Below are 19030 nucleotides of genomic sequence, written 5' to 3'. Positions count from 1 at the left end.
CATGGCCTCCTCCCCCACCCTCCTCAGCGGCGACGACTCCATCGCCACCTGGCTCGACCACCCCGTGGGCGGGCCCGTGCTGCGCGATCTGCTGGCACAGTCCGGGCAGAATGCGGATGCGCTCCGGCCCGTGCGTCGGCTCGCCCTCAAGCGGCTCGTGAAGCTCAGCAAGGGCCAGTTCAGCCAGGAGATCGTGGATGGACTCGTCGCACGAGTGGCCGCGGGCGAGGTGCCGGACGCGGCCGACGCGACCCAGGTGGACGACGTGCCCGACGCGGCCAGCGGGGCCGGCGCGGCCGGCGCGGCCGGCGCGGCCGGCGCGACCGAGGTGGGCGTCGTGCCCGTCGAGAGTCCCGAGTGGGTCGAGCGGATCGACTCCGGCCGATTCGCCGGCAAGACGATCATCGTCACGGGCGCGGGCTCCGGCATCGGCCGCGCCACCGCCTCGCGCCTCGCCCGGGAGGGCGGCAGGGTGATAGCGGTGGACATCTCGGCCGAGCGCCTCGACGAGTTCAAGGCCGAGGTCGTGGCCACGCATCCGGCAGCCGCCATCGAGACCGTCGTCGCCGACATCACCGACGATGCCGCCGTGGCCGGGATCGTCGCCGCAGCGGGCGAGCGGATCGACGGTCTCGCGAACATCGCCGGCATCATGGACGACATGACCCCCGTGGGCGAGGTCACCGACGCCGTCTGGAGCCGCGTCTTCGCCATCAACGTCGACGGCACCATGAAGCTCATGCGTGCGGTGATCCCCGCCATGCTCGCGCAGGGCGCCGGCTCCATCGTGAACACCGCCTCCGAGGCGGCCCTCCGCGGGTCGGCCGCCGGCGTCGCCTACACGGCGTCGAAGCACGCCGTGGCGGGGCTCACGAAGAGCAGCGCGTTCATGTACGGGCCGAGCGGAATCCGCGTGAACGCCGTGGCGCCCGGCCCCACGATCACGAACATCGAGGCCACGTTCGCCTCACCGCTCGGCGCCCAGCGCGTGCGCCAGGCGATGGCGATCCTGCCCGACGCCGTGGAGGCCGATGCCCTGGCCGCCTCGATCACCTTCCTGCTGAGCGACGACGGCGTGAACGTCAACGGCGTCATCCTGCCCTCGGACGGCGGCTGGTCGGTGGCCTGACCTCGCGGCGGCCGGCCGGGCAGCGCGGTGGGGCCGGGCAGCGCGGGGGCCGGGTAGCGTGATGGGAATGGACACCACCACGAACCCGGCCGACGGCGTGACGATCGCCTATCGGGTGACGGCGGCGACGGGCACGGCCGAGGCTGCGCGGTCGAACGAAGGCTCGGAGACAGGCCCGATCCCCGCCCCGGAGGCGACCCCGATCGTGCTCGTGCACGGCACGGCCCTCTCGCAGGCCATCTGGCGCGGCTTCGGCTACCTCAAGGCGCTGAGCCCCGACCGCCCCGTGGTGACCCTCGACCTGCGCGGTCACGGCCGGAGCGGCAAACTCCACGACGAGGCGTCCTACGCCATGGACCGCTTCGTGGGCGACGTGCTCGCCGTACTCGACGCCGCGGGGATCGAGCGGGCGCACTACCTCGGCTACTCGCTCGGCGCGCGTGTGGGCTTCTCGCTCGCCGCATCGCACCCCGAGCGCCTGGCGAGCTTCACGAGCCTGGGGGGAGCGCCAGGCACCGGCCGCGGAGCGTTCGACCGCGTGTTCTTCGAGGGCACGGTGCAGGCGCTCGAGCACGGGGGGATGGCGGGGTTCCTGGCCGGGTGGGAGCGGGCATCCGGCCATCCGCTCGATCCGCTCACCCGCCAGGCCTTCGAGGCCAACGACCCGGCGGCTCTCGCGGCCTACATGCGGGCGAACGACGGCGATCCGAGGGTGCCCGACGCCGACATCGCGGCGTTCTCGATGCCCCTTCTCCTCCTCGCGGGCACGAGGGACACCGAGCGCCTGAGAGCGGCGGAGCACGTGCACTCGCTCCTCCCCCACAGCGAGCTCCACACCCTCGACGCCGCCTCCCACGGCGACACCCCGAGGCACCCCCAGGTCATCCCCCTCCTGAAGACGTTCCTCGAACGAGTGCCGAAGGTTCTCTAGCCGACCAGATTCTGGGCGAACACGTGGGGCGTGAAGCCCGTGAGGTCGTTGATTCCCTCGCCCTGGCCCACGAGCTTGATGGGGATGCCCGTCTTCTCCTGCACCGCCAGCACGAAGCCGGCCTTGGCCGAGCCGTCGAGCTTGGTGATGACGAGGCCGGTGACCCCGGCGTGCTGGATGAACGCATCCGCTTGCGCGAGACCGTTCTGGCCGGTCGTGGCGTCGAGCACGAGCAGCACCTCGGCGACCGGCGCCTGCTTCTCGATGACGCGGCGGATCTTGCCGAGCTCGTCCATGAGCCCGCCCTTGGTCTGCAACCGGCCCGCGGTGTCGATGATGACGATCTCGGTGCCCGTGCGCTTCGCCATCTCGATGGTCTGGAACGCCACGGAGGCGGGATCCTGGCCCTCGTGCTGCGGCCGCACCACGGCGGCACCCGCGCGCTCGGCCCACGTGGCGAGCTGCTCGACGGCGGCGGCGCGGAAGGTGTCGGCCGCGCCGACCACGACCGTGCGGTTGTAGGTCTTGAGGAACCGGGCGAACTTGCCGATCGTCGTGGTCTTGCCCACGCCGTTCACACCCACCACGAGCACCACGGCGGGGCGCTCGGTGAGCTTGAGCGTGGAGTCGTACTTCGACAGCCGTTCCTCGATCGACTCGCGCAGCATGCGCTGCAGGTCGCGAGGGTCGGTCGTGTTGTAGCGCTGCACCTTCGCCCGCAGGTCGTCGACGACCTGCTCGGTGACGGTGGGCCCGAAGTCGGCCTTCAGCAGCGCGTCTTCGAGGTCGTCCCAGGTGTCGGCGTCGATGGTGCGCTTCTGGAACATGCCCCTGAGGGCACCCGAGAGCGACCAGGGGGTGCGGTCGGCCACGGGGTCAGCCGACCCGCTCGGCGACCTCACGAGCGGAGGGGTTCGTGGCGGTCGAGCCGTCGGGGAAGACGACGGTGGGCACGGTCTGGTTGCCGCCGTTGACCGAGGCCACGAGCTCGGCGGTGCCCTCGACCTCCTCGATGTTGACCTCGGTGTAGCCGATGCCCTGCTTGTCGAGCTGCGTCTTGAGCCGGGCGCAGTAGCCGCACCAGGTGGTCGAGAACATGGTGATGGACCCCGCTGCGGGGGTGAAGGTGGCGATGTCGGCCATCAGGCGTCTCCGTCGAACATGGTGGTGACCGAGCCGTCGGAGAAGACCTCGTGGATGGCTCGGGCGATGAGGGGGGCGATGGGGAGGATGGTGAGGCGGTCCCAGTGCTTCTCGGGCGGCAGGGGCAGCGTGTCGGTGACCACGACCTGGTCGATGAACTCCGACTGCAGGATGCTCGTGGCCGGATCCGAGAACACGGCGTGCGTCGCCGCGACCACGACGCCCGTGGCGCCGTTGGCCTTGAGCGCCTCCGCGGCCGCCACGATGGTGCGGCCGGTGTCGATGAGGTCGTCGACGAGAAGGCACACGCGGCCGCTCACGTCGCCGACGATCTCGTGCACCGAGACCTGGTTCGGCACGCGCGGGTCGCGGCGCTTGTGGATGATGGCCAGCGGCACACCGAGCTTGTCGCTCCAGATGTCGGCCACGCGCACGCGACCCATGTCGGGCGACACCACGGTGAGGGTGGCGGAGTCGAGCGACTTGCGCATGTGCTCGAGCAGCACGGGCATGGCGAAGAGGTGGTCGACGGGGCCGTCGAAGAAGCCCTGGATCTGCGCGGCGTGCAGGTCGACCGACATGATGCGGTCGGCCCCCGCCGCCTTGAACAGGTCGGCCACGAGGCGGGCGGAGATGGGCTCGCGACCGCGGCCCTTCTTGTCCTGCCTGGCGTAGGGGTAGAAGGGCGCCACCACCGTGATGCGCTTGGCGGAGGCCCTCTTGAGGGCGTCGACCATGATGAGCTGCTCCATGAGCCACTCGTTGATGGGAGCGGTGTGCGACTGCAGCACGAACACGTCGCTGCCGCGCACGCTCTCGCCGTAGCGGATGTAGAGCTCACCGTTGGCGAACGTGCGCGCTTCGGTCTCGACGAGGTCGGTGCCGAGCTCGGCCGCGATGTCCTGCGCCAGCTTCAGATGTGCTCGCCCCGAGACGAGGACGAGGCTCTTCTCACCGCTGGCCTTGATTCCGGACACCTATTCTCCGCTCTGTTCGGCCGATTCGGCCCTGTCGTGCCCTGATTCGTCGTGCCCTGCGGAACGCGCCGCCGTCGCCGCATCCGACCCCGGCCGGTTCGTCTCGACCCAGCCGGTCATGTTCCTCTGCGGCGCCACGCTGATCGCGAGGGCACCGGCCGGAACGTCTTTGCGGACGACCGTGCCTGCACCCGTGTAAGCGCCGTCACCGATTCTAACCGGGGCGACGAACACGTTGTGCGATCCGGTGCGCACATGCGACCCCACGTGGGTGCGGTGCTTGTTCACGCCGTCGTAGTTGGCCGTGATCGTGCCCGCCCCCACGTTGGAGCCGACCCCCACCTCGGTGTCGCCCACGTAGGAGAGGTGCGGCACCTTGCTGCCCGCGCCGATGTGCGAGTTCTTGGTCTCGACGAAGGTGCCGATCTTGCCGTCCTCGTCGAGCACGGTGTTGGGGCGCAGGAAGGCGAAGGGCCCCACGGTAGCGCGCGGCCCGATGACGGAGAGGGTGGCGTCGGTGCGCTTGACCACTGCGTCTTCGCCGACCTCGCAGTCCACGAGCGTGGTGTCGGGGCCCACGACGGCGCCGCTCGCGATGCTCGTGGCGCCCTTGATCTGGGTGCCGGGGAGCAGCGTGACATCCGCGGCGAGGCTCGCCTTGAGGTCGATCCAGGTGGTCGCCGGATCCTGTACCGTCACGCCCTGCAGCTGCCAGCCCCGCACGATGAGCGCGTTGAGCTTGGCCGCGGCCTCGGAGAGCTGGGCGCGGTCGTTGACGCCCGCGACGAGCCACGACTCGGAGACGGGCACGGCGGCCACCTCGGATCCGGCCCTGCGGAGCAGCCCGATCACGTCGGTGAGGTACTTCTCGCCCTGAGCGTTGGCGGTCGTGACCTGCGCGAGCTGGTCGCGGAGCTCGGCGAGGCCGAACACGTAGACGCCCGCGTTGATCTCGCGGAGGGCGAGCTCGGAATCGGTCGCATCCTTCTGCTCGACGATGCGGTCGAGCATGCCGTCTGCGGTGCGCACGATGCGGCCGTAGCCCGTGGCGTCGTCCGGCTCGGCCGAGAGCAGGGTGGCCTTGGCGCCGCTGGCCCGGTGACCGGCGACGAGCTCGGTGAGGGTGGCGGCATCGAGCAGCGGCACGTCGCCGGAGACCACGAGCACGTCGCCGTCGAAGTCGGCGGGCAGCGCGGTGAGGGCCTGCTCCACGGCGCGGCCGGTGCCGGGCAGCTCGTCCTGGTCGACCACGAGCGAGGAGGGGAAGTGGTCGTGGATGACCTCGACCACGCGGTCGCGCTCGTGCCGCACCACGCTCACGGTGTAGGCGGCATCGAGGCGCCCCGCGGTGGCGAGCACGTGGCCGATGAGCGGCACTCCGGCGATCTCGTGCAGGAGCTTGGGGGTCGCGGACTTCATCCGGGTGCCCTGGCCGGCCGCCAGGACGATGATCGCGAGTCGGGCGTCGGTCATTGCATTCCTCTTCCGTGCTCAGCTGCGGCGAAAGCCGCTCCGCCTCCAGGGTTCGAACCTAGACCTAACAGCTCCAAAGGCTGTCGTGCTGCCATTACACCAAGGCGGATCGCCGCTCTCGCGACGCAATGGTCCAGTCTGCCAGACCCGGGCTGGGGATAATGGGGGGATGAGCAGAGGCGAGCCGCGCGACACGGTCGACGAGATCGTCGACGCGTGGATGCGCGAGCACCCCGATCTGGACTTCTCGCCGCTCAAGGTGCTCTCGCGGGTCTCGCGCCTGGCGAAGCAGCTCGAGAAGACACGACGGGCCTCGTTCGCCACCGCCGACCTCGAGACGTGGGAGTTCGACGTGCTCGCGGCGCTCCGGCGCGCGGGGGGCACGCACGAGCTGAGCCCCAAGGCGCTGCTCGAGCAGACCTACGTGTCGAGCGGCACCATGACCAACCGCATCGACGGCATGGTGCGCCGCGGCCTCGTGGAGCGCCGCACCGATCCCAACGATGGGCGCGGCGTGCTCGTCTCGATGACCGTCGAGGGGCGGGATCGGGTGGATGCGGCGATCTCGCACCTCGTGGCCGCCGAGTCCGAGCTGCTCTCCGGGCTCAACAAGGCCGACCAGGAGCGCCTCGCGGCACTCCTGCGTCGCCTTGCCATTGAAATGGCTTAGTCGAGCAGCTCCGAGAGCTCCAGCCAGCGGGTCTCGTGCTCGGTGATCTGCGCCTGGAGGGTCTGCAGCTCGGCCGTGAGCTCGCCGAGCCCCACGTAGTCGCCCTGATCGAACTCGGCGATGCGGTGGTGCAGCTTGTCGATCTGGCCCGTGAGCTTGTTGATCTTGCGCTCGAGCGAGGAGCGCTCCTTCTCCGCGGTGCGCAGCTCGGCACCCTGGAGGGCAGGAGCCCCGGAGGACGTGGTCGCACCCGCGGCGGCATCCGACCCCGACGCCGAACCGGCCGACGGCAGGCTCGACGAGGTGCCGCCCGGTCCGCGATCGCGCGCTCGCGCATCCGCGGAGCCCGCTCCCTGCTTGCGCAGAGTGAGGTACTGCTCGAGGCCACCGGGCAGGTGCCGGAACTTGTGGTCCAGAACGGCGTACTGCTGATCGGTGACGCGCTCGAGCAGATACCTGTCGTGGCTCACCACGAGGAGCGTGCCCGGGAACGAGTCGAGCAGATCCTCGAGGGCGGCGAGCATGTCGGTGTCGAGGTCGTTCGTGGGCTCGTCGAGGATGAGCACGTTGGGCTCGTCGAGCAGGATGAGCAGCAGCTGCAGGCGGCGCTTCTGGCCACCCGAGAGATCCTTGACCGGGGTCATCAGCTGGGCGCTCGTGAAGCCGAGGCGCTCGAGCAGCTGACCGGGGGTGAGCTCCTTGCCGCCCGCCACGTAGGAGGTGCGGTAGCGGCCGATGACATCGCTCACACGATCGTTCTTGACGTCTTCGAGCTCGGCGAGCTGCTGCGTGAGCGTGGCGATCTTGACGGTCTTGCCGCGCTTGACACGACCGGTCGTGGCCTCGACGGCACCCGTCACGAGCCCCAGCAGTGTGGACTTCCCCGCACCGTTGACACCCAGGATGCCCGTGCGCTCGCCGGGCGCGATGCGCCACTCGACGTCTTCGAGCACGAGCTTGTCGCCGAACGACACCGAGACGTCGAGGATGTCGACCACGTCTTTGCCGAGGCGCGCGGTGGCCATCTGAGTGAGCGAGACGGTGTCGCGCACGGGCGGCTCGTCGGCGATGAGCTCGGCCGCCGCATCCATGCGGAACTTGGGCTTCGAGGTGCGGGCGGGGGCTCCGCGGCGGAGCCACGCGAGCTCCTTCTTCATGAGGTTCTGGCGCTTCGACTCCATCGTGCTCGCCATGCGGTCGCGCTCGACGCGCTGCAGGATGTACGCCGCGTAGCCGCCCTCGAAGGGCTCGATGAGGCGGTCGTGCACCTCCCAGGTGTCGGTGGAGACCTCGTCGAGGAACCACCTGTCGTGCGTGACGACCGCGAGGCCGCCCGAGCCGGCCGGCCAGCGGCGCTTGAGGTGCTGGGCGAGCCAGGCGATCCCCTCGACGTCGAGGTGGTTGGTGGGCTCGTCGAGGAAGACGACGTCCCAATCGCCCACGAGGAGCGCGGCGAGCGCCACCCGGCGGCGCTGGCCACCGGAGAGGGTGCCGATGAGGGCGTTCCAGTCGACGTCGCCGAGGAGGCCGCCGATGACGTCGCGCACCTTGGCATCACCCGCCCACTCGTGCTCGTCGAGGTCGCCCACGACGGCCTGGGCCACGGTCTGCGAGGAGTCGACGGTGTCGGCCTGGTCGAGCATGCCGAGCGTCACGCCGCGGCGGCGCGTGACGCGACCGCCGTCGGGTTCGATGCGGCCGGAGAGCAGCGAGAGCAGGGTCGACTTGCCGTCGCCGTTGCGGCCGACGATGCCGATGCGATCGCCCTCGTTGATGCCGATGGTCACGGAATCGAAGATGACTCTGGTCGGATATTCGAGATGGAGCGCCTCAGCGCCCAGAAGATGAGCCACCCATCGAGGGTACCGTGCCTCGGCTGGGCGGCCGCCCGACCGGGTGTCCCGGCCCGCGTACACTGTGCGGGTGCCCTCGGATCGCCGGTCGTTCTCGCTCAGGATCAATCGCCGCAAGGTGAAGCTCAAGCAGGTGGAGAAGGCGAGCCGCAGCTTCGAGCTCTCGGTGGGCGGAGTGGCGCAGTCGGTCGTGTCGCTCGCGGATCCGCGCCGGCTCGCCTACCCGTACGTGCGGCACATCGCGCGCATGATCGACGCGGCCGCGCCGGCCGGTGAGCCCCTCCGTGCGGTGCATCTCGGTGCGGGCGGGTTGACGCTGCCCCGCTACGTCGCAGCGACCCGGCCGGGCTCGGCGCAGGTCGTGGTGGAGTTCGAGCGCGAGGTGTGCGAGGCCGTGCTCGAGGCCCTGCCGCTGCCTGAGGAGAGCGGCATCCGGTTGCTGTACGGCGACGCGCGGGCTCTTGCGGAGGTGCCGGTGGAGGCATCCGTCGATCCGGACGGCTCCGATCCCGACGGCTCCTGGAGTGATGCGGCGTTCACGGTGGTGGATCTGTGGGACGCGGCCATCATCCGCGCGCACGTGGCCAGCCGCGAGTTCTATGCACTGGTGGCCGCGCGGTCGGCCCCCGATGGTGTGATGGCCGTCAACCTGCTCGACGGGCATCCGTTCGACTACGCGAGGCGGCAGGCCGCCACCCTCGCGAGCCTGTTCGCGCACGTGGCGGTGGTGCTCGACTTCGAGCCCGAGGACGACGAGGGGCCGCTCGGCAACGTCGTGGTGGTGGGGAGCGACGCACCGCTCGCCGTGGCCGCCCGCCCCGAGCTGCTGGGCGAGCCCCGCCCGCACCTGTTGCACGGCGACGAGCTCACCCGCTGGATCGGCGGCGCCACCCCCATGACCGACGCCGACGCGACCGACTCCCCCGACCCCGACGATCCCCGCTGGGCCTGAAGGGCTCGTCGGCTCAAGCGCGGAGGAGGCGCGTGCGGCTGAGCGCCACGACCGCGCACGCCATGATGCCGATGAAGCCGGCGATCGCGATCACGTAGACCGCCACCGCTCCGTAGCCGCCCGGCTGCGCCGGATTCAGGAACGGATACGGGTACCAGCCCACGAGCGGGCCGCGGATCATCGTGTAGACGACCCAGACGAGCGGGAAGACCACGATCGAACCGACGGCCGACCATTTCAGCGGCGACTTGCCCGGCGTGAGGATCCACACCACGACGATGTAGATCGGCGCCACGAGGTGCAGCACCTCGTTCGACCACGGCACCGTGCTGCCCTGGTCGAGCGCGATGCCGCGGAGGAGCAGGTTGTAGACGACACCCGTGGTGGCCATGTAGGTCACGATCGCGGCGAGCGCGAGGTTGTACCAGGCCGGATCGCGTCGCACCGTGAACGAGTAGTAGGCGCCGACCAGCAGCGCGAGGGCGGCGAGGGCGTTGGAGAGGATGGTGAAGTAGCTGAAGAAGTTCACCAGGAAGTGCGGCACATCGGGCACGAGGGCGATGCTGTGCACGAGCTGCGCCACGATGGCGGCGATGATGACGCCGGCCGCCACGATGCGGATGATGCCGAACACTCTGCGCATGGCGCCACTCTAGCGAAGGGGCGGGAAGCTCTCAGCGGTGTGGCGGGGCAGCTTTCGGGTCGACCGCCGCACGCGCCTTCGCCTCGAGCACCGCTCGCTCGCGGTCGTTGCGGGCGAGGGCGGCCGCGGCCTCGAACTCCGCCCTCGCCTCCTCCGCGCGACCCAGGCGCGAGAGCAGCTCGCCGCGCACGCTCGGGAGGAGGTGCGAGCCGGCGAGCGCGCCGCCCCGGCGGAGCTCGTCGACGATCTCGAGGCCCACCGCCGGATGCGTCGCCATCGAGACGGCGACCGCGCGGTTGAGCTCCACGAACGGGTTGGGGGCGAGCCGGCCGAGCGCTTCGTAGAGCAGCACGATGCGCTCCCAGTCGGTGGCCTCGACACTCGGAGCGATCGCGTGGCACTCGGCGATGGCCGCCTGCAGGGAGTAACTGCTCCGCCCGCGGCCCAGACCGTCGGCACGGGCGAGGGCGGCGCGGGCTCTCGCGATGCGCGAGCGGTCCCAGAGCGAGCGGTCCTGCTCGTCGAGGAGCACGGGGGTGCCGTCGGTGCGCACGCGAGCGGCGAAGCGCGAGGCCTGGAACTCCATGAGCGCCACGAGCCCGTGAATCTCGGGCTCCCTGGGCAGCAGCCCCTCGAGCACACGGCCGAGCCGGATGGCCTCGAGGGCGAGCTCGGGGCGCATCCAGCGATCCCCCGCGGTGGCGGCGTAGCCCTCGGTGAAGATCAGGTAGACGACGCCGAGCACGGGGCCGAGGCGAGCGCGCCACTCGCTCGGCTCGGGCACCTCGAAGGGCACGGCGGCCGCCGCGAGCGTCTTCTTGGCGCGCACGATGCGCTGCTGCACCGTGGCCACGGGCAGGAGGAAGAGCCGGGCGATCTCCTCGGTGGTCAGCCCGCCCACGACCTTGAGCGTGAGCGCCACCTGCGCTTCGCGCGAGAGCACGGGGTGGCAGGCGGTGAAGACGAGCCGCAGCACGTCGTCGTCGATGGGGCGCCACTGCTCGTCGGCGCCCGGCCCGCTCACCCCACCCGGCCCGCCCGGCCCGGAACCGTGGGTCAGGTCGTCGGCCAGGTCGTGCGCGAGCTGGCGGTAGCGATCGTCGAGGCGTTCGCGGCGTCGCCAGCCGTCGATCGCCTTGCGCTTGGCCACCGCCGTGAGCCAGGCGGCCGGGTTCTCCGGCACGCCCGACTCCGGCCACTGGCGAAGCGCATCGACCACGGCCTCCTGGGCGAGATCCTCGGCGAGGCCGATGTCGCCCGTGAGGCGCGCGAGTGTGGCGACCACGTGCGATCCGTCGATCCGCCACACCGCGTCGAGCCGACGACGGAGCGCGGCGGCGGGATCGCCCTCCGGGATCACCGGTTCGCCTGCTCCTCGCGCCAGCCCTCCTCCTTCTTCAGGAACTCGTTGTCCTCGAAGCCCTCGAAGTCGCTCATCTCGGTGACGCGGCGCACCTCGAGCTTCGAGCCGGCGCCGAGCGGAGCCCTCGTCGCCCACTCCACCGCCTCCTCCTTCGACGAGACCTCGAGCATCCAGAAGCCGCTGAACAGCTCGTGCGTCTCGCCGTAGGGGCCGTCGGTCACGATGGGCGTCTCGGCCGAGAAGTCGACCACGAAGTTCTTCGACATGTCGTCGGCGAGGCCGTCGCCCGCGAGCAGCACACCCGCCTTCATCATCGCCTCGTTGTAGGCGCCCATCGCGTTGATGATCTGCTCGAAATCGGCGTCCTCGTAGGCGGTCTTGGCGTCTTCGGTCGATCGCATGATCAGCATGTACTTCATGGGGAACTCCTCGTTCGTGGGGCCGCCTTCTGCGTCCTCCTACTATGTCGTCGAACGGCGACGGCGGGAATCGACACGGGCGCCCGAAAAGTTTCGGTGAACACGGGCGAATACGATTGGGCCGTGTCAGAAACCCCGATCTCCGCTCTCATCCGCTCGCGTCTCACCGAGACCCCCGACTTCCCGAGCCCCGGGATCCTGTTCCGCGACCTCTCCGGTCTGTTCGCCGATGGGCCGGCACTCCGCGCCGTGTCGGAGGAGCTGCTCGAGGGCTTCGGCCCGATCGACGCGGTGGTGGGCGTCGAGGCGCGCGGCTTCGTGCTGGGCGCCGCCGCCGCTGTGGCGGCCGGGATCGGGATGCTCGCGGTGCGCAAGGCGGGCAAGCTCCCCGGCGACGTGCTCGCGGAGAGCTACGAACTCGAGTACGGCACCGCCACGCTCGAGGTGCACCCCGACACGCTGCCGCGGGGTGCCCGCGTGGTGATCGTCGACGACGTGCTGGCCACCGGTGGCACGCTCACGGCCACGCTGCGGCTCATGGAGCGCGCCGGCTGGGTGGTGGCGGGAGTCGCCGTGGTCATCGAGCTCGCGGGCGAGTTCGACGGCCGCGGGGTGCTCGCGCAGTCGACGGACGCGCCGGTGAAGTCGCTGCTGACGTTCTAGTCGCCGACGATGCGGGCGCCCGCCACCGGGCCCGTGACGCGCACCACGTGGTAGCGGGCCGCGCTCAGCGCGATCTGCAGTTCGAGCGCCCCGTCGAGATCCGCGGCCAGGAACGCGACCGTGGGGCCGGATCCGGAGACGATGCCGGCCAGCGCACCGTTCGCCTCGCCCAGCTCGAGCACCGAGCCGAGACCCGGGTGGAGGTGCAGCGACGGCGCCTGGAGGTCGTTGTGCAGAGACTCGGCGAGCATGTGCGGATCACCGGCCCTGAGCGCCTGCAGCACATCCGACTCCACCTGCGGCTGGCCCTGGGCGGGGAAGATGTCCTGCGCGTGACGCTCGCGGTGCCTGTCGAGCTCGCGGTAGACCTCGGGGGTCGACAGCCCGTGCTCCTGCAGCACGAGCACCCACTGGAACTGGCCCTTCGCGAGCGCGGGGCTCAGCTGGTCGCCGCGACCGGTGCCGATCGCGGTGCCGCCCGTGAACGCGAACGGCACGTCGGCGCCGAGGCCCGAGGCCAGTGCGAGGAGCTCCTCGCGGCCGATCTCGGTGCCCCACAGCGCGTCGCACGCGAGCAGCGTGGCCGCAGCATCCGCCGATCCGCCGCCCATGCCGCCCGCGATGGGCACGTTCTTCTCGATCCTGAGGTGCACACCGCCGCGGAAGCCCGTGGTGCGGGCCAGCAGCCTCGCGGCGCGGATGGCGAGGTTCGAGCCGTCGGTCTCGAGACCGGAGGTGTCGATGTGCCCACCGAACTCCACCGAGAAGTCGTCGGCGAGCGAGGCGTAGACGTCTTCGTAGAGCGAGACGGCCTGGTAGGCGGTGGCCACGTCGTGGTAGCCGTCGTCCATCACCGCGCCCACCTTGAGGAACACGTTGATCTTGCCGGGGGCCCGCACGTGCACGGTCTTCGTCTGGCCCCTGGTGGTCATGGACCCAACTTATCCCACGCGCCGAGGCGCTCCGTTCAGCGCCCGGAGAGCACCCGCACGAAGTCGGCGAGGAACGCCTCGCGGTCGACGTCGAGCACCACGAGGGTGTCGGGGGCTGCGTCGGTCGGCCAGCTCACGGGCAGTCCCTCCGCGGTCTGCATGAGGTGCGCGCGGGTGGCGAAGCCGTCGGTGGTGATGTTGACGGGGCCGCGCACCGACTTCGTGATCCACTCCGGCTGCACCAGCAGGGCGGCCGCGAGGCCGTCGTGCGCGGGAGAGACCCGACGGCCCCAGGAGACCTGGTAGAAGTCCATGTAGGCCTCGAGCACCTGCGCCGAGAAGGTGCCCCACTCGGTGCCCGCACGGTGCAGCGCCTGCACGGCCTGCTCGTCCACGATGGTGCCGGCCGTCACGTTCACACCCACCATGACGAGTTCGCTGCGGGGCGCGGCGAACACGAGGGCGGCCGCATCGGAGTCGTTGTGGATGTTGGCGTCGACCATCTGCACGGTGCCGAGCGGCGGGAACGGCCCCGATCCGCCCATGATGACCACGGAGCGGTAGAGGGTGAGCAGGTCGGGCTCGATCTGCAGCGCGAGGCCGAGGTTGGTGAGCGGTCCGATCGGCAGCAGGTCGTAGTAGCCGGGGCGCGAGCGGCCGAGCTCCACGAGCAGCTCGGCCGAGCTGAGCGGCGAGAGGTTGTTGGGGGTGAGCCGCTCGGGCCACAGGTCGCCGAGTCCGTCGGCGCCGTGCACGTGCGCCGCGATCCTCGGCTCGCCGTTGAGGGGGCCCGCCGCGCCCTTGGCGACGAGCGTGTCTTCGAGACCGGCGACCTTGAGCACGCGCGCGATGTTCTCGAGCGCCGACTCCACGGGGGTGTTGCCGTAGACGCTCGTGATGGCCGAGATCTCGGCGTCGGGGCGACCGGCCAGGTAGAGCAGCGCGAGGGCGTCGTCGATGCCCGTGTCGGTGTCGAGCACGATGTGGCGGATGCCGTCGTCGGCGGGGGTGGATGCGGCGGGGCCGGTGGCGCGAGTGGCGGCGGCGGGGGTCTGCGGGTCGGTCATGCGGTGACCTTTCTCTGGCTGGCGTAGCGGATGCGCGTGAGGACGAGCACGAGCAGGGTGATGGCGTAGGGCGCGGCGTCGGTGAGCTGCTGCGGGGCACCGATGCCCTGCAGCCGGAAGCCGAGCGCCTCGGCGGCACCGAACCCGAGGCACGCGAGCGGCAGCCACAGCGGGCGGCCCGCCACGAGCATCACGGCGGCTACCGCGATCCAGCCGCGCCCCGCCGTCATGTTCTCGGTGAAGACCGTCACGTTGCCGAGGGCGAGCTGCGCGCCCGCGATGCCGCACAGGGCACCGCCCACGATGGTGGCCCAGGTCTGGTACGAGGCGACGTTCACGCCGAGGCTCGCGGCGGCCTCCGGATGCTCGCCCACACCGCGCAGGCGGAGACCGGCGGGTGTCGACTTGAGCCAGATGCCCACCGCCGCGATCACCACGAAGGCGAGCGGCACGAGCAGCGTCTGACCGGCGAAGATCGGGCCGAGGATCGGCACATCCGCGAGGAACGCCATCTTGGGCAGGCCCTCGAGACCGCGCGGCGAGAACGATCCCGAGACGTCGAACAGCACCCGCAGCAGGAACCCGGTGAGGCCGAGGGCGAGCAGGTTGGTGCCGATCGCGATGATGATCGGATCGGCCTTCCAGCGCGCGGTGCCCACGGCGAGGATGACCGCGAAGAGCGCGGTGCTGAGGAGCGCGACGAGCACGCCTCCCCACGCGCTGCCGGTGTAGTAGCTGCCCGCGACCGCCGCGAAGGCGCCCCACAGCATCTGCCCCTCGAGCGCGATGTTGAACACGCCGACCTGCGCCGAGATCGCTCCCGCGAGGGCGGCGTAGAGGATGGGGGTGGCGGCGAGCAGCACGGCGGCCACGAAGCTCAGCTCGAAGATCTGCATCAGGCGGAGCTCCGTTCGGTGCGGCGCTGGTCGAGCACGGTGCGGAGGGCGAGCACCACGATCACGACGCCCTGCAGCACGTCGGAGAGCTGACGCGGCACGTCGGCCGAGCGCTCCATGGCGGCGCCTCCCACCTGCAGCACCGTGAACAGGATGGCGGTGACCGGGATGAGGGCAGGGCGCCCGCCCGCGAGGAGCGCCGCCGCGAGGCCCGCGAAGGTGTAGCCGGGAGAGATGAGCGCGCCGTCGATGAGGCGGTACGGCGACGACATCACGATGATGGCCCCGATGATGCCGGCTGCGGCGCCCGCGGCGGCCATGGCCCCGAAGGCGAGCCGGCCCACGCGCACCCCTCCGTAGGCTCCGAAGCGGCGGTTGGCGCCCACCACGCGCAGCTCGAAGCCCACGGCCGTGCGGGAGTCGACCACGTAGAAGGCGACCATCATGGCGATGATGATGAGCAGTCCCGCGTTCGAGTACGACAGGTCGCCGAGCGCCCACATGCGCCCCGCCTCGGGCAGTCGCGGGGTCTGTGCCACCGCTGATCCCGCCTCGCCGATCTGGAAGCGCAGCAGGTAGGAGGCGACGGCCACCGCGATGGGCGAGAGCAGCAGCGTGGAGATGATGATGGGGATGCCGAAGCGTGTGGCGAGCGGCGCCGATACCGCACCGAAGGCACCCGCCACGACGGCGGCGGCGATCACGGCGAGAGGCACGAGCAGGATGCCGGGCAGCGGCACGTTGAGCGCGACCCACGCGGCGGTGAGGCCGCCGAGCACGAGCTGGCCGTTGCCGCCGAGGTTGAACTCGCCCATGCGCAGCGGAATGGCCGCCGCGAGCGCCATGCCGCAGATGAAGCCCCAGACCGAGAAGGTGTAGTCGAGCTGACGCGGATCGAGGGCGCCCTCGAGCACGGCGACGTAGGCGGTGAGCGGATCGAGGCCTGCGGCCGCGATGATGACGGCGCCGATGAGGAGGGCGAGCACGACGGCGCCGATCGGAACGACGGCGGGGTGGCGCAGGGCGGCACGGAGGAGGCGCGAGCCGCGACCGGGTGTCTTGGCGGGCTGCGCGGTGCCCGGGGACCCTGCGTTCTGCGACCCGGCGTTCTGCGACCCGGTGTTCTGCGACCCGGTGTTCTGCGACCCGGTGTTCTCGGGTGTCTCGGGGGCGCTCATGAGGTGCGGTCCGTTCCGGGCTCGGACGTCGTGGGGTCGGTGGGGTCGGAGTGCAGCGGGTCGGACACCTGCGGGCCGGCGTTCGGCGAACTGTCCGGCAGCTCCTCGGCCGCACCCGCCATGGCAGCTCCGATGCGGGCGGTGGTGGCCTCGGCGGCGGTGAACTCCGCCACCACACGGCCCGAGTACATCACGAGTACGCGGTCGGCGAGGGCGAGCAGCTCGCTGATCTCGTGCGAGACGAGCAGCACCGCTCCCCCGCCCGCGCGGTAGTCGAGCAGGCGCTGGTGGATGGACTCGATCGCGCCGACGTCGACGCCCTGCGTGGGCTGCTCGGCGATGAGCACGGGAGCGCCGTGCGAGAGCTCGCGCGCGATCACGACCTTCTGCGCGTTGCCTCCGGAGAGCGAGCCGATGGGCTGCTGCTCGCCCGAGGTGCGCACGTCGTAGTCGGCGATGAGCTCGCGGGCGCGGGCGCGTTCCGCCCTGATCGACATCCAGCCGCGGCGGAGGCCCTTCGAGGCGCCGATGGGCGCGCTGCGGTGGTGGCCGAGGGTCACGTTCTCGGCGACCGAGAGGGTCACGGCGGAGCCTTCGCCCCTGCGGTCCTCCGGGATGACGGCGAGGCCCGCGGCACGGCGGTCGCGCACCGAGCGGCGCGTCACCTCCTCGCCGAGCAGGCGCACCTGGCCCGAGGCGGGCTGCACGGTGCCGAGCACCGCGGCCACGAGCTCGTGCTGGCCGTTGCCCGAGACCCCTGCGATGCCCACGATCTCGCCGCGGCGCACCGCGAGCGAGACATCCTCGACCGCCGGATGCTTGGGGTCGCCGACGGTGAGCCCCGCCACCTCGAGCACGACGTCGCCGGGCGTGCCCGTGCCGGGGTTCCGCACCTCGTCGATCTCGCGCCCGGTCATTGCGTGCACGAGCGAGGCGCTCGTGGCCTCGGAGGTCATGAAGCGGCCCGTCACCCTGCCGTCGCGGAGCACGGTGACCTCGTCGCTCACCGAGAGCACCTCGTGGATCTTGTGGGTGACGAGCACGACCGTGGTGCCGGCATCCGCTGCCCGTCTGATGACGGCGAAGAGCGAGGTGACCTCGCTGGGGGTGAGCACGGCCGTGGGTTCGTCGAGGATGAGGATGCGCGCGTCGCGGTGCAGGGCCTTGAGGATCTCGACGCGCTGCCTGGCGCCCGCCGAGAGCGTGGAGACCACGGCGGCGGGATCCGTCTCGAGTCCGTAGCGCTCGCTCAGTTCGCGCACGCGGGCGGCCGCGGCACGGCGGTCGATGCGGCCCGCCTTCGTGGGCTCCGCCCCGTACACGACGTTGTCGGCCACGGTCATCGATTCGAACAGCCGGAAGTGCTGGTGCACCATGCCGAGGCCCGCTGCGATCGCGTCGAGGGGGCCGTCGAAGTGCACGACGGCGCCATCAACACGGATCTCGCCCTCGTCGGGCTTCAGCAGCCCGAACAGCATCGACATGAGGGTCGACTTGCCGGCCCCGTTCTCGCCCATCACGGCGTGCACGGTGCCGCGGCGCAGCACGAGATCGACGCCGTCGTTGGCCACGACGGCGCCGAACCGCTTGCCGATCCCGACGAGCTCGACGGCCGGAGCCGCCGAGCCGTCGGTCACGGCGGTGGGAGCGGGTGAGGTCATCCGGCGGTCAGCGGGTCGGCGACCACGATCTCGCCGGAGATGATCTGGTCGCGGATGGCGGCGACCTGGGTGATGACGTCGGGGTGGTCGGCGATGAGGCACTCGGAGTCCTCCACGCCCTCCTCGAGACCCGTGAGGCCGACGCCGCCCTCGGCGAGGCCGTAGGCGGTGAAGCCGCCCGTCTCGCCGTCGAGGATGTCGCCGACGGAGGTGATGAGTGCGACGTCGACGCGCTTGATCGCGTTGTCGACCACATTGCCGGGCGAGTCCAGGCACTGGTTGGTGTCGACACCGAAGGCCTTGAAGCCCGTCTCGGAGGCGGCCTCGAACACGCCGAGGTTGCCGCCGGAGGCTGCGGCCTGCACGTAGTCGGCTCCGCCGTCGGCGAGGATCTGCGCCTGGGCCTTCGAGCGAGCCTGGTCGCCGAACGGGTTGTCGCCGCCCACGTACTGCACGGCGGTCTTCACGTCGGGCTTCACGCTCTGCGCACCCTCGAAGAACGGGTCGACCCAGCGGTGCAGGAACGGGGTGTCGAGCGAGGCGACCACGCCGACGTTGCCGGTCTGGCTCAGCAGGCCCGCCTCGACGCCGGTGAGGTAGGTGGCCTCGTACTCCTTGAACACCGCGGCGGTGAGGTTGTCGGTGGGCTCCTCGGCCGAGGTGTCGATGAGCAGGAACTGCTGATCGGGGTTGTCGGCGGCGGCAGCGGTGATCTGGTCGAGCACGCTGAAGCTGACACCGATGATGATGCTCGGCTGCTCGCGCACGGCCGCGTCGATGTTCTGCTGGATGCTCGTGGGGTCTTCGCTCTCGTAGACGTCGACCGAGGCGTCGTACTGCTCGCCGGCCTGCACGGCGCCGTCGGCGGCCAGCTGCAGGAAGTTGTTGGAGCCGATGGGCGTGGGCGTGATCAGGATGATCGAGTTCTCGGTGTCGGTCGCGGCGTCGCCGCCCTCGCCGCCCGAGCTCGAGCACGCGGCCACGGATACCAGGAGCCCGGCCGCGAGTGCGGCGGCGCCGGCTCGGCGCGCGATGTTCGACATGGATGTCCCCTTACGGAAGGTCTGCTGTGGAGTCCGG

19 protein-coding genes and 1 tRNA gene are annotated in these 19030 nt (G+C 71.0%); 5 read left to right on the top strand and 15 right to left on the bottom strand.

Annotated elements, in window-relative coordinates; translation table 11 throughout:
• Position 1: 1 nt before the first annotated feature.
• Entirely contained in the window at positions 2 to 1129 is a 1128-nt protein-coding gene (locus ACEXQC_RS13440; RefSeq protein ID WP_374823100.1) for an SDR family NAD(P)-dependent oxidoreductase, read from the top strand.
• Between the two features lie 67 nt (positions 1130 to 1196).
• Positions 1197 to 2060, top strand: coding sequence for an alpha/beta fold hydrolase (locus ACEXQC_RS13435; protein WP_374823097.1), 864 nt, complete (start codon positions 1197 to 1199; stop codon positions 2058 to 2060).
• Here the strand turns inward: ACEXQC_RS13435 and ftsY are convergent.
• The 5 genes from ftsY to ACEXQC_RS13410 all read right to left on the bottom strand — a co-directional run bounded on the left by ftsY (position 2057) and on the right by ACEXQC_RS13410 (position 5762).
• Complete coding sequence (gene ftsY, locus ACEXQC_RS13430; RefSeq protein ID WP_374823094.1) at positions 2057 to 2932, bottom strand: signal recognition particle-docking protein FtsY; 876 nt, start codon at positions 2930 to 2932, stop codon at positions 2057 to 2059. The genes ACEXQC_RS13435 and ftsY overlap by 4 nt on opposite strands.
• Positions 2933 to 2936: 4 nt before the next feature.
• Entirely contained in the window at positions 2937 to 3203 is a 267-nt protein-coding gene (locus ACEXQC_RS13425; RefSeq protein ID WP_374823091.1) for a mycoredoxin, read from the bottom strand.
• Entirely contained in the window at positions 3203 to 4180 is a 978-nt protein-coding gene (locus ACEXQC_RS13420; RefSeq protein WP_374823088.1) for a ribose-phosphate diphosphokinase, read from the bottom strand. The genes ACEXQC_RS13425 and ACEXQC_RS13420 overlap by 1 nt, the downstream gene beginning before the upstream one ends.
• Entirely contained in the window at positions 4181 to 5653 is a 1473-nt protein-coding gene (gene glmU / locus ACEXQC_RS13415) for a bifunctional UDP-N-acetylglucosamine diphosphorylase/glucosamine-1-phosphate N-acetyltransferase GlmU (protein WP_374823085.1), read from the bottom strand. It lies immediately after the preceding gene.
• Positions 5654 to 5690: 37 nt separating this feature from the next.
• Positions 5691 to 5762, bottom strand: a tRNA-Gln gene (locus ACEXQC_RS13410).
• A gap of 60 nt (positions 5763 to 5822) precedes the next feature.
• On the opposite strand from ACEXQC_RS13410, the gene ACEXQC_RS13405 reads away from it, so the two are divergent.
• On the top strand, positions 5823 to 6323 hold the full coding sequence (locus ACEXQC_RS13405) for a MarR family winged helix-turn-helix transcriptional regulator (protein ID WP_374823082.1): 501 nt from the start codon (positions 5823 to 5825) through the stop codon (positions 6321 to 6323).
• Here the strand turns inward: ACEXQC_RS13405 and ACEXQC_RS13400 are convergent.
• Positions 6320 to 8176 (bottom strand): ABC-F family ATP-binding cassette domain-containing protein, encoded by a 1857-nt coding sequence (locus ACEXQC_RS13400; RefSeq protein WP_374823079.1) that lies wholly within the window; start codon positions 8174 to 8176, stop codon positions 6320 to 6322. The genes ACEXQC_RS13405 and ACEXQC_RS13400 overlap by 4 nt on opposite strands.
• 70 nt (positions 8177 to 8246) lie before the next feature.
• On the opposite strand from ACEXQC_RS13400, the gene ACEXQC_RS13395 reads away from it, so the two are divergent.
• Positions 8247 to 9128 carry a spermidine synthase gene (locus ACEXQC_RS13395; RefSeq protein WP_374823076.1) on the top strand — a complete coding sequence of 294 codons (882 nt, stop codon included), beginning with the start codon at positions 8247 to 8249 and terminating at the stop codon, positions 9126 to 9128.
• A gap of 13 nt (positions 9129 to 9141) precedes the next feature.
• Here the strand turns inward: ACEXQC_RS13395 and ACEXQC_RS13390 are convergent, their stop codons facing one another.
• The 3 genes from ACEXQC_RS13390 to ACEXQC_RS13380 are packed head-to-tail and all read right to left on the bottom strand — an operon-like array spanning position 9142 to position 11553.
• Positions 9142 to 9771 (bottom strand): Pr6Pr family membrane protein, encoded by a 630-nt coding sequence (locus ACEXQC_RS13390; protein WP_374823073.1) that lies wholly within the window; start codon positions 9769 to 9771, stop codon positions 9142 to 9144.
• A gap of 31 nt (positions 9772 to 9802) precedes the next feature.
• A complete protein-coding gene (locus ACEXQC_RS13385; protein ID WP_374823070.1) occupies positions 9803 to 11131 on the bottom strand; it encodes an RNA polymerase sigma factor in 1329 nt (442 codons plus the stop codon).
• Entirely contained in the window at positions 11128 to 11553 is a 426-nt protein-coding gene (locus ACEXQC_RS13380) for a YciI family protein (RefSeq protein ID WP_374823067.1), read from the bottom strand. The genes ACEXQC_RS13385 and ACEXQC_RS13380 overlap by 4 nt, the downstream gene beginning before the upstream one ends.
• Positions 11554 to 11676: 123 nt before the next feature.
• Between ACEXQC_RS13380 and ACEXQC_RS13375 the strand changes: the two genes are divergently transcribed.
• Positions 11677 to 12216 (top strand): adenine phosphoribosyltransferase, encoded by a 540-nt coding sequence (locus tag ACEXQC_RS13375; RefSeq protein WP_374823064.1) that lies wholly within the window; start codon positions 11677 to 11679, stop codon positions 12214 to 12216.
• On the opposite strand, the gene ACEXQC_RS13370 is transcribed toward ACEXQC_RS13375, so the two are convergent.
• The 6 genes from ACEXQC_RS13370 to ACEXQC_RS13345 are packed head-to-tail and all read right to left on the bottom strand — an operon-like array spanning position 12213 to position 18993.
• The gene (locus ACEXQC_RS13370) at positions 12213 to 13148 is read right to left on the bottom strand and encodes a 4-(cytidine 5'-diphospho)-2-C-methyl-D-erythritol kinase (protein ID WP_374823061.1); all 936 of its coding nucleotides are present in this window, start codon (positions 13146 to 13148) and stop codon (positions 12213 to 12215) included. The two genes, ACEXQC_RS13375 and ACEXQC_RS13370, sit on opposite strands and share 4 nt — an antisense overlap.
• 35 nt (positions 13149 to 13183) lie before the next feature.
• Positions 13184 to 14215, bottom strand: a complete 1032-nt coding sequence (locus ACEXQC_RS13365) for a nucleoside hydrolase (RefSeq protein WP_374823059.1) — start codon at positions 14213 to 14215, stop codon at positions 13184 to 13186.
• Entirely contained in the window at positions 14212 to 15111 is a 900-nt protein-coding gene (locus tag ACEXQC_RS13360) for an ABC transporter permease (RefSeq protein ID WP_374823056.1), read from the bottom strand. Before ACEXQC_RS13360 ends, ACEXQC_RS13365 begins: the two co-directional genes overlap by 4 nt.
• Positions 15111 to 16289: an ABC transporter permease subunit gene (locus tag ACEXQC_RS13355; protein WP_374823054.1), complete on the bottom strand. Its 1179-nt coding sequence runs from the start codon at positions 16287 to 16289 to the stop codon at positions 15111 to 15113. Before ACEXQC_RS13355 ends, ACEXQC_RS13360 begins: the two co-directional genes overlap by 1 nt.
• Positions 16286 to 17950: an ABC transporter ATP-binding protein gene (locus ACEXQC_RS13350; RefSeq protein ID WP_374823051.1), complete on the bottom strand. Its 1665-nt coding sequence runs from the start codon at positions 17948 to 17950 to the stop codon at positions 16286 to 16288. The genes ACEXQC_RS13355 and ACEXQC_RS13350 overlap by 4 nt, the downstream gene beginning before the upstream one ends.
• Positions 17947 to 18993: a BMP family ABC transporter substrate-binding protein gene (locus ACEXQC_RS13345; protein ID WP_374823048.1), complete on the bottom strand. Its 1047-nt coding sequence runs from the start codon at positions 18991 to 18993 to the stop codon at positions 17947 to 17949. Before ACEXQC_RS13345 ends, ACEXQC_RS13350 begins: the two co-directional genes overlap by 4 nt.
• Between the last annotated feature and the right edge of the window lie 37 nt (positions 18994 to 19030).

It is taken from the genome of Herbiconiux liukaitaii, assembly GCF_041927495.1.
Lineage (GTDB): Bacteria > Actinomycetota > Actinomycetes > Actinomycetales > Microbacteriaceae > Herbiconiux > Herbiconiux liukaitaii.
The sequence above is the reverse complement of the archived record's forward strand: the minus strand, read 5'-3'. Positions and strand labels throughout refer to the sequence as shown.

Bases quoted from the DNA above. Each gene is read 5' to 3' on its own strand.
- ACEXQC_RS13440 (WP_374823100.1), top strand. From the start codon at position 2: ATGGCCTCCTCCCCCACCCTCCTCAGCGGCGACGACTCCATCGCCACC.
- ACEXQC_RS13435 (WP_374823097.1), top strand. From the start codon at position 1,197: ATGGACACCACCACGAACCCGGCCGACGGCGTGACGATCGCCTATCGG.
- ACEXQC_RS13425 (WP_374823091.1), bottom strand. From the start codon at position 3,203: ATGGCCGACATCGCCACCTTCACCCCCGCAGCGGGGTCCATCACCATG.
- glmU (WP_374823085.1), bottom strand. From the start codon at position 5,653: ATGACCGACGCCCGACTCGCGATCATCGTCCTGGCGGCCGGCCAGGGC.
- ACEXQC_RS13405 (WP_374823082.1), top strand. From the start codon at position 5,823: ATGAGCAGAGGCGAGCCGCGCGACACGGTCGACGAGATCGTCGACGCG.
- ACEXQC_RS13390 (WP_374823073.1), bottom strand. From the start codon at position 9,771: ATGCGCAGAGTGTTCGGCATCATCCGCATCGTGGCGGCCGGCGTCATC.
- ACEXQC_RS13380 (WP_374823067.1), bottom strand. From the start codon at position 11,553: ATGAAGTACATGCTGATCATGCGATCGACCGAAGACGCCAAGACCGCC.
- ACEXQC_RS13370 (WP_374823061.1), bottom strand. From the start codon at position 13,148: ATGACCACCAGGGGCCAGACGAAGACCGTGCACGTGCGGGCCCCCGGC.
- ACEXQC_RS13365 (WP_374823059.1), bottom strand. From the start codon at position 14,215: ATGACCGACCCGCAGACCCCCGCCGCCGCCACTCGCGCCACCGGCCCC.
- ACEXQC_RS13360 (WP_374823056.1), bottom strand. From the start codon at position 15,111: ATGCAGATCTTCGAGCTGAGCTTCGTGGCCGCCGTGCTGCTCGCCGCC.
- ACEXQC_RS13355 (WP_374823054.1), bottom strand. From the start codon at position 16,289: ATGAGCGCCCCCGAGACACCCGAGAACACCGGGTCGCAGAACACCGGG.
- ACEXQC_RS13350 (WP_374823051.1), bottom strand. From the start codon at position 17,950: ATGACCTCACCCGCTCCCACCGCCGTGACCGACGGCTCGGCGGCTCCG.
- ACEXQC_RS13345 (WP_374823048.1), bottom strand. From the start codon at position 18,993: ATGTCGAACATCGCGCGCCGAGCCGGCGCCGCCGCACTCGCGGCCGGG.